Raw genomic sequence first — 14,003 nt, 5'->3', positions numbered from 1 at the left:
GCTTTCACCCCTGCGGGAACGTAAACACGTCCACTGGTTCTCCCAATCCGCGGAGCGGATAGGTTCCGACCGGCTCCAGTTCCGCGCCGCATTTTGCCATGTCGACGAAGGCCTTCGATATCAGCACCGGACGGCCGACCTCCTTGGTCAGCGTTTCGAGCCGTGAAGCGACGTTAACAGCGGGGCCGATCACCGTGAAGTCCAGGCGCTTGCGCGAGCCGATATTGCCGTACATAACATCTCCGACATGGACGCCGACGCCGTAGCGGAGTTCGACAACACCGCGTTCGGCATTGAACTTGTTGAGGTCGTTGATGGCCGTGCGGGCTTCCTTCAGCGACAGGAGAAGATTGCGGCAGGCATCGGGATTGCTGAGCGGGAAGATTGCCAGCAGCCCATCACCCATGAATTTGAGGATCTCGCCGCCATGGCGCTCGATCGGCTCGGACATGGCATCGAAATAGGCATTGAGCAGCTCGATGACGTCGTCGCGCGGCCACATGTCCGAGATCGTCGTGAAGTCGCGGAGATCGCAGATCAGGATCGCCGCACCAACCGTGCTGCCGCTGCCTCGCGTCGTGGCGCCGGCGAGGATCTGTTCGCTGGCATGCGGGCCGACATAGGTCTGCAGCAGGGTGCGCGCCAGGATATTCTTGACGCGGATCTCGCTGACCAGCGTCAGGGCCGGGAGAAGATCACGAAGGAACGAAATATGCTCGGCCGTGAAACCGCCCGGCCGATTACTGGAGAAGGTGACGACATGGCGCTTGCCGAGCGTGTGCTCCAGCGGCCAGGCGATATAGTCAGTCAGTCCCTCGCCGTGCAACTCTTCATAGAGCGCATAGTCGCTGCGGATCTCGCCTTCGAGGTTCTGGCGAACTTCCGACGCGCCGCTGAAGATCTCGTTCATCGGGCTGCTGAGGAACTGCGGCGTGTTCTCGACACCATAGCCGAAGGTGGTGATCTTGCCTTCCTTCAGCCCCGGCCGCCAGAGAACGCGCGCGCCCATCCATTGCGGATGTAACGTGCGGAAATGCAGCGTCGCGCGGCCCAGCGGCACGCCTGCTTCCAGGAGCCTTTCATTCATCTCGACGAAGATGTTGTCGATGAAGCGTTCGCCGCGCGTCTCGTTGACCAGCCAGTCGAGAATACGGCGGCGGCGAAGCGGCCAGGCGCCGTCTTCGGCATCCGTGAAAGTGGCCATCGCATCGGGGGACAGATGCATATCAAACCTCATGAAATCCGCTTGCGGCGGCAAGCGGTGGAATTCTGTTTTACCCTTAGATGGTTATCGAAGGTGCAAATGTAATATCAATCCCCCATTCCAAGGCGACTAAAGTCGCATGCCCTCGAGCAATCGCACCGGTTGCCTTTGCCCCACCCTGCCCTAACCTCCTCCTGCCCGGCCAGACGCAGCCGGGCGACTGGGCTGTTGAATTCTGGGAGGAGAATCGAATGGCGACTTTTACCTTTACTCGCCGGGCAAGCATCGCCCTCGGCATCGGGATGCTGACCGCGCTTGGCGCGGGAGCGGCGCTGGCCGAAGGATTTCCCGATCGCACCATCACCATGGTGGTGCCGTTCGCCGCCGGCGGATCGACCGATGTCGTCGCCCGCATCATCGCCGAGAAGATGTCTGCCGATCTCGGCCAGCAGGTCATCGTCCAGAACGTTGCCGGTGCCGGCGGCAATCTCGGCGCCGATAATGTCGCCCGCGCCGAGCCGGATGGCTACACGATCCTGATGGGCACCGTTGCCACCCACGCGCTGAACCCGCTGATCCTCAAATCGACGCCCTACGATCCGCAGAAGGATTTCGCCCCGGTTTCGCTGCTGGTCGTGGTGCCGAACGTACTGGTCGTCAATCCGGAATTGCCAGCCAAGAACGTTCAGGAGCTGATCGCGCTGTTGAAGGCCGAGCCGGACAAGTGGAGCTACGCATCCTCCGGCAACGGCACGCCGCTGCATCTCTCCGGCGAGCTTTTCAACGCCATGGCCGGAACGAAGATGCAGCACATCCCCTACAAGGGCGCAGGCCCGGCGCTGACCGACCTGCTCGGCAATCAGGTCTCGATCATGTTCGACAACCTGCCTTCGTCCTCCCCGCACATCAAGAGCGGCAAGCTGCGCGCGCTGGCGGTCACGACGGCCGAGCGGGCGACATCCTTCCCGGATACTCCGACGATCGCCGAATCCGGCGTTCCCGGCTACGAGACCTACACCTGGAACGCGCTCTTCGCCCCGGCCAATACACCGGCCGATGTGGTGGCAAAACTCAACGATTCAGCCAACAAGGCCCTGAAGGATCCTGCCGTAGCCGGGCGGATGAAGGACTTCAGCGCCACGATCGTCGGCTCGACGCCGGAAGAGCTTGGCGCCCATGTGAAGGCCGAACTGGCCAAGTGGGAACCGATCGTTAAAGGTGCAAATATCCAGATGGAATAGATTGAACTTTTGCTCTAGATTGCTCTTTGTTACCGGGGCAACTTCCTGATTTTGGGAGACAATCGATGTATAAGTTCGAAGTGTACAAAGACAAGGCTGGTGAATTCCGTTTCCGCTTCAAGGCGTCAAACGGCGAGCAGATGTTCGGCTCGGAAGGCTACAAAGCAAAGGCATCCGCGCTGAGCGCCATCGAATCCATCAAGAAGAATGCGCCCGGCGCAACGGTCGACGATCAGACCAAGCCAACGGCATAATTTAAGGGAGGCGGCATCCCGAATGCGGTGCCGCCTTCACACCGCCCGCCCGGCCACCCGGCCGGAGAAAATGCAACCGCCGAGGAAGGTCCCCTCCAGCGCGTTGTAGCCATGCATGCCGCCGCCGCCGAAACCGGCGACTTCGCCGGCCGCATAGAGACCGGGTATGGCATCGCCATTTGGGCCGATCACCCGGGCCGAAAGATCCGTCTCCAGACCACCCAGCGACTTTCGCGTCAGGATATGCAGGCGCACGGCAACCAATGGTCCCTTTGCCGGATCGAGCAGCCGGTGCGGCCGGGCCGTCCTCAGCAGCTTGTCGCCGATATAGCGCCGTGCGCCGCGGATCGCCGTCAACTGCGCATCCTTGGAAAAGCTGTTGCCGATCTCGCGGTCGCGCGCCTCGATCTGCCGGCGGATATGCGAAACGTCGAGCAGCCTCTCGCCGGTCAGCGCATTCATGCCGTCGACCAGCTGCTCCAGCGTGTTGCGAACGATGAAATCCTCGCCCTTGTCCATGAACGACTGCACCGGCCCCGGCGGTTCGCTGCCGAGACGCTGCAGCAGGAGCTTGATATCCTTGCCCGTCAGATCCGGGTTCTGCTCGGAGCCCGAGAGAGCAAACTCCTTCTTGATGATCGCCTTGGTCAGGATGAACCAGCTGTAGTCGTAGCCGGTCCGCTTGATCGCCTTCAGCGTCCCGAGCGTATCGAAGCCCGGCATGGCAGGGGCGGCGAACCGGTTGCCGCGCGCATCGCACCAGAAGGAGGAAGGACCGGGAAGGATGCGGATACCATGGTTCGCCCAGACCGGATCCCAGTTTTTCAAGCCCTCGATATAGTGCCACATGCGGTCGCCGTTGATGACGCGCGCGCCGGCGCGTTCGCCGATTTCCAGCATCCGGCCATCGACATGGGCGGGCACACCCGCCACCATCGATGCAGGAGGTGCCCCCAGCCGGTCCACGGGCCAGCTGCGCCGGACAAGATCATGATTGCCACCGATCCCGCCGGAGGTAACGACGACGGCCCCAGCCCGGATCTGGAACGTGCCGGAAATCATCCGCGCCGTTGCCTTGCCGCGTGGCGCATTGTCAGGCACCAGCACGGTGCCGAAAGCGCCGACGGCCGTGCCGTTCTCGACGATCAGATCATCGACGCGGTGGCGAAAGGCGAAGGTGATCTTGCCCTGTTCCTCCGCTTCGCGGACACGGCGAATGAAAGGCTCGAGAACGGCCGGCCCTGTTCCCCAGGTCAAATGAAAGCGCGGCACCGAGTTTCCATGGCCATGCGCCATGCCGCCGCCGCGTTCGGCCCAGCCGACGACGGGGAACCAGCGCATGCCCTGCTGATGCAGCCAGGATCGCTTTTCGCCGGCAGCAAATTCCAGATAGGCTTCGGCCCAGAGCCGCGGCCAGTAATCTTCCGGCCGGTCGAACCCCGCCGAGCCAGACCAGTCCTGCCGCGCCAGATCGATACTGTCGCGGATACCCAACCGGCGCTGTTCGGGACTGTTGACGAGAAACAGCCCGCCGAGAGACCAAAAGGCCTGTCCGCCCAGGCTCTGCTCGCCTTCCTGATCGACGATGCAGACCTTGTGTCCGCGATCGGCAGCCTCTGAAGCCGCCACCAATCCCGCCAGGCCTGCGCCGATGACGAGCACATCACATTCCATCCCGAACGCCTCCCCGCATTCACGAATCCAACGTTATTCAGCAGCGGCGTCAGCCGCAACTGCTGGATTTCACTCTCTGAAATTTGGGGCGATGGCAGGGCGGCCAGATACCGCCCCCAGCCTATTTCTCGGTGAGCTTGAGCTCGATACGACGGTTGGTTGCCCGTGCATCCGGCGTATCGCCGGGTGCGATCGGCTGGAATTCGCCGAAGCCTGCGGCCACCAGCCGGTCGGCAGGGACACCCTGTGAGATCAGATATTTGACGACCGAGATGGCGCGCGCCGAGGAGAGCTCCCAGTTGTCGCGGTAGCGCCCCGTGCCTGACAGCGCCACATTGTCGGTGTGTCCATCGACACGCAGCACCCAGTTGATCTCAGGCGGGATTTCCTTGGCGAGATCGAGAAGGGCCGCCGCAAGCTTGCCCATCTCGGCGGTACCGTCCGGATTGAGATCCGAGCTGCCCGACGGGAACAGCACTTCCGACTGGAAGACGAAGCGGTCGCCGACGATGCGGATGTTTTCGCGATCGGAGAGAATCTCGCGCAGACGGCCGAAGAAGTCGGACCGGTAGCGGTTCAGCTCCTGCACGCGCTGCGCCAGAGCCACGTTCAGCCGCCGCCCGAGATCTGCGATCTTCGTCTGCGAGGTCTGATCCTTCTGCTCGGATGCCTGCAACGCCACTTCGACGGCAGCGATCTGGCTGCGGAGTGCAGCGATCTGCTGGTTGAGCAGCTCGACCTGGCTCATCGCCCGCTCGCTGACCTGCTTCTGCTCGTCGAGTTCTTTCGTCAGCCCCCCGATGCGCTGCTGCGCGACGTCCTGCCCGCCGGAGCCGGCATCGAGAAGCGCCTGCAGCCGCGAACGCTCGCTCTCGGCGCCGGCAAGCGAAGCCTGCAGGTTGGCGACGGAATCTTCCAGATCCTGCTTGCTGCCCTTTTCGAGCGCCAGCAACTGGGTGAGTTCGTTGATCTGGCTGTTAAGGCGCGTCAGCACCTCGTCACGGCCGCTGATTTCGCGGCTGAGGATGAACTGCCCGACGACGAAGACCGTCAGCAGGAACATGATGGAAATCAGCAGCGTCGACAGCGCATCGACAAAACCCGGCCAATAATCGACCGTACGCTCGCGGCGGCGGTTCCTGGCGAGAGCCATGGCTTACTTGCCCTCGCTCTTCTCTGTCTGACTACTGCGATAGCCACGCTCCTGCGCCCCGATCCGCTCGGCTAGCCGGTCGAGCGTGCGGCGCATCGCCTTGGCCTCGTCCTGCTGCGCCTCGATCCAGTCGCGCAGCATCTGCTGCTCGTTTCGCATGTTCTTGACCAAGCCCTGGATACCCTCCGCGAGGCTCGCCATAGCGGCAACGGAACGTTGATTGCCGGCACCGCCGTCTTCCGAAACCTTCTTCAGATATTCTGAGAGCGAACGCACATCTTCCGAAGAGCCGCCTGCAGCATCGATCATAGGAACCGGCATGTCCGAGCCAACGTCGGTCACCGACGAAAGCCAGTTTTCCAGCTCCATGTAGAAGCGGTTCTGCGCGCGGCCGGCCTGCAGATCAAGGAAGCCGAGGATCAGCGAGCCGGAAAGACCGAGCAGCGACGACGAGAAGGCCTGGCCCATGCCCGAAAGCGGCGTCGAAAGACCTTCCTTCAGTGTCGCCAGCACATCGCCGGAGCCATTGGTGCCGGCATCGAGAGATTGAATGACATTGCTGATCGAACCGATGGTGCCGATAAGGCCCCAGAAGGTACCGAGCAGACCGAGGAAGACCAGGAGGCCGATGAGATAGCGGGACGTATCGCGGGATTCATCGAGACGGGTCGCAATCGAATCCAAGATCGAACGCAGCGCCGTCGTCGACAGTGTTGCCGTCGATTTGCGGCTGCCGATCAGCGCACGCATCGGCGCGAGCAGCTTCGGATTGCGATTCACTTTGTCGGCGCTGCCGGCGGCGCGGAACGAGTTGAACCAGCGCACTTCGGGCCTGAGCGCCAGCACATGGCTGAACACCAGAATGATGCCGACAGCGAGCACGCCGAGGATCAGGCCGTTGAGGCCCGGATTATGCATGAAGGCGGTTTGCGTCTGCCTGAAAAGGATCGCAGCAATGAAGCCGACGATCACCAGAAAGAGGACCATCGTCCAAAGGAAGGACATCGGGCTGGAGAGTTTGTGCGTATAGGTACCGCTCGGTTTTTCGGTCGAGCCGAACTCCGCCGCATTCACGTTTTCCATGGTCTCGCAGCCTCCGCATTGCTTGCACTGCGAGACTAGAGCAACATTGTGCCAAATTGAAGTATGCCGCGACAGAAAACCGTGTGTTTACAACAGCCGGTTTTGATGAGGAATTACTTCGAAGGGATAGGGCGCTTGATGGTTTCGGTGAGTGCCTTGTGAATGTACTCGTTGCCCGCTACCACCGCGCCGCCTTCGACGACGTCAGCGCCGCCGTTCCAGTCGGTTGCGTAACCACCGGCTTCGCGGATCAGCAGAATACCGGCAGCGATATCCCACGGGGAAAGGCGGTCTTCCCAGAAGCCGTCGAAGCGGCCAGCAGCCACGTAGGCGAGATCCAGAGACGCTGCACCCATACGACGGATACCGGCAACTTCGCCCATCACATGGCGCAGCTCGACGAGGAATTTGCCGTGATTGCCGCGGCCGAGATGCGGAACGCCACAGGCGATGACGGCATCGGACAGCACGCGGCGGGCGCCGACGCGCAGACGGCGATCGTTGAGGAATGCGCCACCGCCGCGCTCGGCGGTGTAGAGCTCATCGGTCGCCGGGTTGAAGACGACGCCGGCGACGATCTCGCCGTTACGCTCCAGCGCGATCGAGACCGCAAACATCGGAATGCCGTGCAGGAAGTTGGTGGTGCCGTCGAGCGGATCAACGATCCAGCGATGCGCGCCGTCCGTGCCCTTGATCTCTTCGCTTTCCTCGCCGAGGAAGCCATAGGTCGGACGCGCCTTCAGTAGCTCCTCCTTGACGATCTTCTCGGCCTTGCGATCGGCATTCGAAACGAAATCGCCCGGACCCTTGACCGAAACCTGCAGGTTCTGAACTTCTCCGAAATCACGCCCCAGCGACTTGCCTGCCTTGATGGCAGCCTGAACCATGACATTGAGAAGAGCAGAACGGGCCATGTTGGCAATTTCCTTGGAACTGGTACGGGGTCGCTGTCAGGGCGGGAAGTGTCCCTGATCGCCGGAAAAGGCAGCGCTTTATAAGATTGGCGGCCTCAAGACCACAAAATCGGGGAAATTTCAAGGGGAGACGATGCCCACCCTCGTCGCCAGACGAAAACCGGCGGCCGAGGCCGCCGGTTTCTCTAGAACTTCTGCTGTGTCAGCAGCACTTCGCGGGCTATCTGGTCGAGCGGCAGCACGCGGCTGACACCGCCCTTGGCGATCGCTTCCTTCGGCATGCCGAAGACCACGCAGCTCGCCTCGTCCTGCGCCACTGTATAGGCGCCGGCCTGATGCATCTCGAGCATGCCGCGTGCGCCGTCGTCGCCCATCCCGGTCATGATGATACCCATGGCGTTCGAGCCGGCAGACCGCGCGGCCGAGCGGAACAGCACATCGACGGAGGGGCGGTGGCGGGAAACCAGCGGTCCGGTCTTCACCGACACATGATAGCGCGCGCCCTGGCGCTCGAGCAGCATATGCCGGTCGCCGGGCGCGATCAGCACATGACCGCGCAACACCGCATCGCCATCGGCCGCTTCCTTGACCTCGACCTCGCAGAGACCGTTGAGGCGCTTGGCGAAGGCGGCGGTGAATTTCTCCGGCATGTGCTGGACGATGACCATGCCCGGCGCGTTGGCCGGCAGCGCTTCCAGAAATTCGCGCAGCGCCTCGGTTCCGCCTGTCGATGCGCCAACGCAGACGACCATCTCGGTGGTCTTCGCCATGGCGCGACCCGTCGGCGGCGGCAGCATCGCATCGGCCGTGAGCTTCTTCGCCGGGCCATCAGCGGATGCCGAACGCACCACGCCGACACCACGCCGCACCGACGGCAAGCGAGCATGGGCAGCGCCCTTCACCACTTCGCGGATGCGGATCGCATCATCAGCCAGGCTGTCGGCAGCGCCGATCTTCGATTTCAGAATGATATCGACGGCGCCGGCTTCCAGCGCCTGGATCAACGTCTCGGAACCGGTCTCCGTCAGCGACGAGCACATCACAACTGGGATCGGGTGCTGCGACATCAGCTTGCGCAGGAAGGTTATGCCGTCCATGCGCGGCATTTCAACATCCAGCGTGATGACATCTGGGACGTCTTCCTGCATCTTGCGGGCGGCCATGAAAGGGTCGGTCGCCACGCCCATGACTTCGATATCGGGGTCTTCTTCGAGAATGCGGACCAGCGTCTGGCGAACACTGGCGGAATCGTCGATGACGAGGACGCGAATCTTCTTTCCCATCTCAATCCTGCTTTACGTCTTCTGGAACACCGTGTTCGAAACCTGCTTCAGCGGCAGGTCGAATCCGGTGATCGATTCCGAATGGCCGATGAACATGTAGCCGCCGTCGGCCAGGCAGTCGCAGAGCCTGCTCAGCACACCCTGCTGCGTCGGCTTGTCGAAATAGATCAGCACATTGCGGCAGAAGATGATCTGCATCGGCTCGCCGACCGGATATTTGTCGTCCATCAGGTTCATGCGCGCAAAGCCTACCTTGCTGCGCAGCGACGGTGCGATGCGCACATCACGGCGGCCCGGCTGCTTGGCAGTCATCACATATTTGCGCTGCAGATCGTGAGGTACTGGCTGCACCAGATCCTGCGGATAGATGCCGCGGCGCGCCGTCTGCAGCACATCGGTGCTGAGGTCGGTGGCCAGCACGCTGTAGGACAGCCCGGCCCGCTCCTCGACGAATTCGGAGAGCACCATCGCCATCGTATACGGTTCGGCGCCGGTCGAGCAGGCCGAACTCCAGGTGCGGATCTTGCGCGCACCACCTGCAACAAGCGCCGGAAGCGCCGTCAGCTGCATATATTCGAAATGCTTGGCCTCGCGGAAGAAGTCGGTCTTGTTGGTCGTCACCACGTCGATCAGGTAAACCGTTTCCTGCTCGAGGCCGCCGTGATCGAAGAGGAAGTCGCAGTAATCGTCGAAACTGGAGTGATGGGTGGCCCGAAGGCGGCGGCGCAGGCGGCCCTCGAGCATCGTCAGTTTCGTCGGAGGCATCTTGATGCCACTATAATCGTAGATGAACCGGGCAAGCTTATCGAAATTACGCTTGCTGATCCGGTCGCCCGGCAATTGGGCTTCCACTGCTGCCACACTCATGTACGCAATACTCCAAAGGCGGCAGCGCTAGGCCGCCGATTGCAATGCCGAGGCATCCTCGCGCGACAGCAGCCGCGCGAGATCGACGATCACCACGAAACCATCGTCGCGGCGGACCACACCGGCGATGTAATCCGAACGCCAGCGGACGCCGATATCGGGCGCCGCCTCGATCTGATCCCGCCGGAAAGGCGTGACCTCGAAGACCCGGTCGGCAACCAGGCCCAGCGTCAGCATCCGGCTCTCCATCGGGATGTCGAGAACGAGAACCCGCGTATGCGAGGTCGGCTGCGTCTTCGACATGCCGAGCTTCAGCCGGAGATCGATGGTTGGCACGCCCTGGCCGCGCACGTCGCGAAGGCCGAGCAGGTAGTCCGGACCGTTCGGGATCTTGAACGCTTCCGCGTAGTCTAGAATTTCCCTGACCACTTCCACCGGGACGGCGAAGATTTCATCGCCGAGGCTGAAAGTCACGAATTGAGCTTCCTGGGACGCTGTCGCCATGATTATGCGCTTTCCTTGAATTCGGCATCGCCCTCGTCGGGACCGCCCATTGACATATCAAGGGCAAAGCCCTTTGCGCGTGCCTGCTGGCTGGCAATGCTGTTGGCAGCCGGAGCCTTGGACGGCTTGCGAACGGCCTGCGCCGGGATGCGGCTGACCGACATGCGAGCCGCCGGCACCTTCTGCTGACGCCCGGTCGCCATATCGACGCGGAAGAAGGCGATCGAGGCCTGCAGCTCTTCAGCCTGCGTCGCAAGCTCTTCGGAGGTTGCCGACATCTGCTCGGATGCACCGGCATTCTGCTGGGTCACCTTGTCGAGCTGCTGGATCGCTTCATTGATCTGCGAGGCGCCGACATCCTGCTCGCGGCAGGCGGCGCTGATCTCGGAAACCAGCTCGGCGGTCTTGCGGATATCCGGCACCAGACGTCCCAGCATATCACCGGCCTCGGCAGCAGCCTTGACAGTATCACCCGACATGGCGCTGATCTCGGCTGCAGCCGACTGGCTGCGTTCGGCAAGCTTGCGGACTTCGGAGGCGACGACCGCAAAGCCCTTGCCATGTTCACCTGCACGGGCTGCTTCCACAGCGGCGTTCAGAGCGAGAAGGTCGGTCTGGCGGGCGATTTCCTGAACGATGCCGATCTTCTGGGCGATCGTACGCATCGCTTCGACGGCGCGGGTCACCGCTTCGCCGCTGATTTCGGCATCCTTTGCCGACTGGCGGGCGATCTTCTCGGTCTGAGCGGCATTGTCAGCGTTCTGCTTGATGTTGGCCGCCATTTCCTCCATGGCCGCGGAGGCTTCTTCAGCCGAGGCAGCCTGTTCGGTAGCACCCTGCGAGACCTGCTCCGAGCTGGAGGACAGTTCCTGGCTTCCCGCCGAGACGTTCTCTGCAGCCGCGATCGCATCGGCAACGACGCCGCGCAGACGTTCGACCATCCGCTCCAGGGCGATGCCGAGCGTATCCTTGTCCGACAGCGCCTTCGGCATGACCGTCAGGTCGCCATTGGCGATCTGGTCGGCTATGCCGGCCGTGTTGCGGAGGTTGGCGGTCATGGTGTTCAGCGCGTCCACCAGGTCCTTGACCTCGTCATTCGAATTGACGGTGGCCGTGGCAGCAACATCGCCGAGAGCGACTGCGCTTGCCAGCTCGGTGGCGGCAGCGAGGTTGCGCTTGATGGCGTTGGTGACGAAGATGACGACGCCGATCGCAGCCAGCGTGATCAGCAGACCGCTGATGACGGTGAGCTGGATCAGCGAATGGAAGAGCGCGATGCCCTGCTCTCTGAGTTCCTTCGCGGCTTCCAGCTGGTACTCGGTGAGCTTGCCGATCCCGTCGGTGGTCGGGTCGATTGCCGGATAGAGGTCATTCTTCACGAAGCCATCGAGCTTGGCAGCATCGCGCGACTTCAGGATATCCTGCAGTTCCTCGACCTTGGTGTCGGACTTGGCCATGTCGCTCTTCACCTTTTCGGCGATCAGGCTTTCCTGCGGCGTCAGCTCGGTCGAGAGATAGGCCGACCATTGGTCGGAGATCGTACGCTTTGCGCCTTCGATGCTGGTCGCGGCCTGCTGCCAGTCGAGCTTGTCGGCATGCAGCTTGTGCGTCGTATCGACGATACTGACGGCATAGGCGTCGGACACCAGCTTCAGCTGCTGCAATGGAACGACGCGATCGTCATAGATCGACTTCATCGATTCAGTCATGGCATTCATGCCGTAATAGGCGCCACCGCCGATGACGCTGGCAATGGCAATGCTGGACGAGATCTGGATCGCAAGAATCTTGGTGCCGATGGAACTGAAGAGTCCTTTTTTGCGGCTGGCAGTCATAGGGCATTCCTCACTAGAGATTGTCTGATTATTCCGCCGCGGCACCGCGGCGCTTGGATCGTGCCGCGGTAAGCGGCACGCATCACGAGACCATTCGCTTGTTCCAGATCATCGTCGCTTGAGCCGGCAGCCAATCAGGACGCACCCGGGCTTCGGCGACCGGCAGGCAGACATCGCCGGTCGAAACCGGCGCATCCATCACGCCGGGCATTTCCCTGCCGCGGGCCCATCAGGCCCGCGGCAATCTCATCGGAGCTTCAGCGCTCAGGCGCTTTCGCGGAAGTCGTCGTCATGCGCGTCAGGGCCGCCCATCGACATGTCGAGCGCAAAGCCCTTGGCGCGAGCCTGCTGGCTCGAAACCGACTGACCGTGAGCGAAGTGATCGTTGGTCGGCTTGCGGGCAGCAGCCGGGGCCTTGACGAACTTGGCGGTGGTCTTGACCGGAGCAGCCTTCTTGACACCGGCGCGGGTAGCACCAGCCGTATCGACCTTGAAGAAGGCGATCGAAGCCTGGAGCTCTTCTGCCTGGGCAGCGAGTTCTTCAGACGTTGCCGACATTTCTTCCGATGCACCCGCGTTCTGCTGGGTCACCTTGTCGAGCTGCTGGATCGCTTCGTTGATCTGCGAGGCACCGATATCCTGCTCGCGGCAGGCGGCGCTGATCTCGGAGACCAGTTCGGCGGTCTTGCGGATATCGGGAACCAGACGGCCGAGCATTTCACCGGCGTCGGCAGCAGCCTTCACCGTATCGCCCGACATCGAGCTGATTTCGGCGGCAGCCGACTGGCTGCGTTCGGCAAGCTTGCGGACTTCGGAGGCGACGACCGCAAAGCCCTTGCCATGTTCGCCCGCACGGGCTGCTTCGACTGCGGCGTTCAGGGCGAGAAGATCGGTCTGGCGGGCGATTTCCTGAACGATACCAATCTTCTGGGCGATCGTGCGCATCGCTTCAACGGCGCGAGTGACGGCTTCGCCCGATGCTTCGGCGTCCTTGGCAGACTGGCGGGCAATCTTTTCCGTCTGAGCGGCGTTGTCGGCGTTCTGCTTGATGTTGGCAGCCATCTGCTCCATCGAGGCAGATGCTTCCTCGGCGGACGCGGCCTGTTCGGTCGCGCCCTGCGAGACCTGCTCGGAGGAAGCCGACAGTTCCTGACTGCCCGACGAGACGTTGTCGGCAGCCGACAGCGCATCGGCGACGACGCCGCGCAGACGCTCGATCATCACGTTGACGTTGCCGAGCAGCTCGCCGATTTCGTCGCGGTTGGTGATTTCAGCCGTCTTGGTGAGGTCGCCTTCGGCAACTTCGCGAACGACGGTGTTGGCGCGGGTCAGCCCCTTGCTGATGGTGTTGGCGATCCAGAAGGCAGTAACAGCGGCGAGCAGCAGAGCGACGCCGGCAATAGAGATCATGACCGTACGGGTCGATGAAAACTGCAGATCGGCGCTGTCGTCGGCATCCTTCATGCGCTGCTTTTCGAGTACCAGAATATCGTCGAGCGCCGCATCGATCTTGTTAGCAGCATCACGCGCGGTGGAGACCGAAATGGTGTTAGCAGCATCCATGTTCCCGGCCTTCATCAGATCGCGGATCTGATCGTCAGCCTGGTTGAACGCCTTGGAGAATTCGGCAATCTGTGCCCAGCGCGGCTTGCCTTCTTCGCTGGCGATCGCAACGACGCTGCTGAATGCGTCAGAGAAGTCCTTGCGGGCCTGATCACCCTTCTGAATCGAAGAGGCGATATCGTCCGGTGTGCGGGAAGTCAGCAGATTCTTCTGCTGACGGATCGCTTCCAGCTGCGCGATATTGATCTGCTGCGCGAGATCGAGGCGTGCCGCCGGACCGGCAAGCAGATTGCCGAGCGTGTCGTTCAGTGCGCCCAGGCTCATGACGCCGTAACCGGCGGTACCCACGAGCATTAATATGATGAAGGTGAACGCAGTCACCAGTTTTGCTTTAATTGTCAGTCGCATCGTCCAGCCCCCTAGCTGAT

Annotated in this window: 12 protein-coding genes and 2 pseudogenes; 2 read left to right on the top strand and 12 right to left on the bottom strand. The window is 62.0% G+C overall.

What is annotated here, in order from left to right:
• Positions 1-4: 4 nt before the first annotated feature.
• The gene (locus AC1DV9_RS21235) at positions 5-1,225 is read right to left on the bottom strand and encodes an adenylate/guanylate cyclase domain-containing protein (RefSeq protein ID WP_112385478.1); all 1,221 of its coding nucleotides are present in this window, start codon (positions 1,223-1,225) and stop codon (positions 5-7) included.
• 230 nt (positions 1,226-1,455) lie between these two features.
• Between AC1DV9_RS21235 and AC1DV9_RS21230 the strand changes: the two genes are divergently transcribed.
• The gene (locus AC1DV9_RS21230; RefSeq protein WP_477949930.1) at positions 1,456-2,445 is read left to right on the top strand and encodes a Bug family tripartite tricarboxylate transporter substrate binding protein; all 990 of its coding nucleotides are present in this window, start codon (positions 1,456-1,458) and stop codon (positions 2,443-2,445) included.
• A 65-nt stretch (positions 2,446-2,510) separates the two neighbouring features.
• The gene (locus AC1DV9_RS21225) at positions 2,511-2,699 is read left to right on the top strand and encodes a YegP family protein (RefSeq protein ID WP_112385480.1); all 189 of its coding nucleotides are present in this window, start codon (positions 2,511-2,513) and stop codon (positions 2,697-2,699) included.
• 36 nt (positions 2,700-2,735) lie between these two features.
• On the opposite strand, the gene AC1DV9_RS21220 is transcribed toward AC1DV9_RS21225, so the two are convergent.
• The 11 genes and pseudogenes from AC1DV9_RS21220 to AC1DV9_RS21170 form a co-directional block, all read right to left on the bottom strand.
• A complete protein-coding gene (locus tag AC1DV9_RS21220) occupies positions 2,736-4,373 on the bottom strand; it encodes an FAD-binding dehydrogenase (RefSeq protein WP_477949929.1) in 1,638 nt (545 codons plus the stop codon).
• Between the two features lie 121 nt (positions 4,374-4,494).
• Positions 4,495-5,526 carry a peptidoglycan -binding protein gene (locus AC1DV9_RS21215; protein ID WP_112538686.1) on the bottom strand — a complete coding sequence of 344 codons (1,032 nt, stop codon included), beginning with the start codon at positions 5,524-5,526 and terminating at the stop codon, positions 4,495-4,497.
• Positions 5,527-5,529: 3 nt separating this feature from the next.
• Positions 5,530-6,609: a MotA/TolQ/ExbB proton channel family protein gene (locus tag AC1DV9_RS21210; protein ID WP_112385483.1), complete on the bottom strand. Its 1,080-nt coding sequence runs from the start codon at positions 6,607-6,609 to the stop codon at positions 5,530-5,532.
• A 113-nt stretch (positions 6,610-6,722) separates the two neighbouring features.
• On the bottom strand, positions 6,723-7,523 hold the full coding sequence (locus AC1DV9_RS21205; protein WP_112385484.1) for an inositol monophosphatase family protein: 801 nt from the start codon (positions 7,521-7,523) through the stop codon (positions 6,723-6,725).
• Positions 7,524-7,708: 185 nt separating this feature from the next.
• Positions 7,709-8,806, bottom strand: coding sequence for a protein-glutamate methylesterase/protein-glutamine glutaminase (locus tag AC1DV9_RS21200; protein WP_112518045.1), 1,098 nt, complete (start codon positions 8,804-8,806; stop codon positions 7,709-7,711).
• A 12-nt stretch (positions 8,807-8,818) separates the two neighbouring features.
• The gene (locus AC1DV9_RS21195) at positions 8,819-9,673 is read right to left on the bottom strand and encodes a CheR family methyltransferase (RefSeq protein ID WP_112518046.1); all 855 of its coding nucleotides are present in this window, start codon (positions 9,671-9,673) and stop codon (positions 8,819-8,821) included.
• A 27-nt stretch (positions 9,674-9,700) separates the two neighbouring features.
• A complete protein-coding gene (locus AC1DV9_RS21190) occupies positions 9,701-10,177 on the bottom strand; it encodes a chemotaxis protein CheW (protein ID WP_112385487.1) in 477 nt (158 codons plus the stop codon).
• A gap of 2 nt (positions 10,178-10,179) precedes the next feature.
• Positions 10,180-11,328, bottom strand: a pseudogene (locus AC1DV9_RS21185) (methyl-accepting chemotaxis protein); the annotation flags it as partial.
• 180 nt (positions 11,329-11,508) lie between these two features.
• Positions 11,509-12,012: pseudogene (locus tag AC1DV9_RS21180) on the bottom strand (MCP four helix bundle domain-containing protein); the annotation flags it as partial.
• A gap of 82 nt (positions 12,013-12,094) precedes the next feature.
• The gene (locus AC1DV9_RS21175) at positions 12,095-12,223 is read right to left on the bottom strand and encodes a hypothetical protein (RefSeq protein ID WP_310297247.1); all 129 of its coding nucleotides are present in this window, start codon (positions 12,221-12,223) and stop codon (positions 12,095-12,097) included.
• Positions 12,224-12,276: 53 nt separating this feature from the next.
• A complete protein-coding gene (locus AC1DV9_RS21170) occupies positions 12,277-13,983 on the bottom strand; it encodes a methyl-accepting chemotaxis protein (protein WP_112518049.1) in 1,707 nt (568 codons plus the stop codon).
• Positions 13,984-14,003 lie beyond the last annotated feature (20 nt).

It is taken from the genome of Rhizobium sp. 01L410 (genome assembly GCF_056400165.1).
This window is presented reverse-complemented; position numbering and strand designations above follow the sequence as displayed.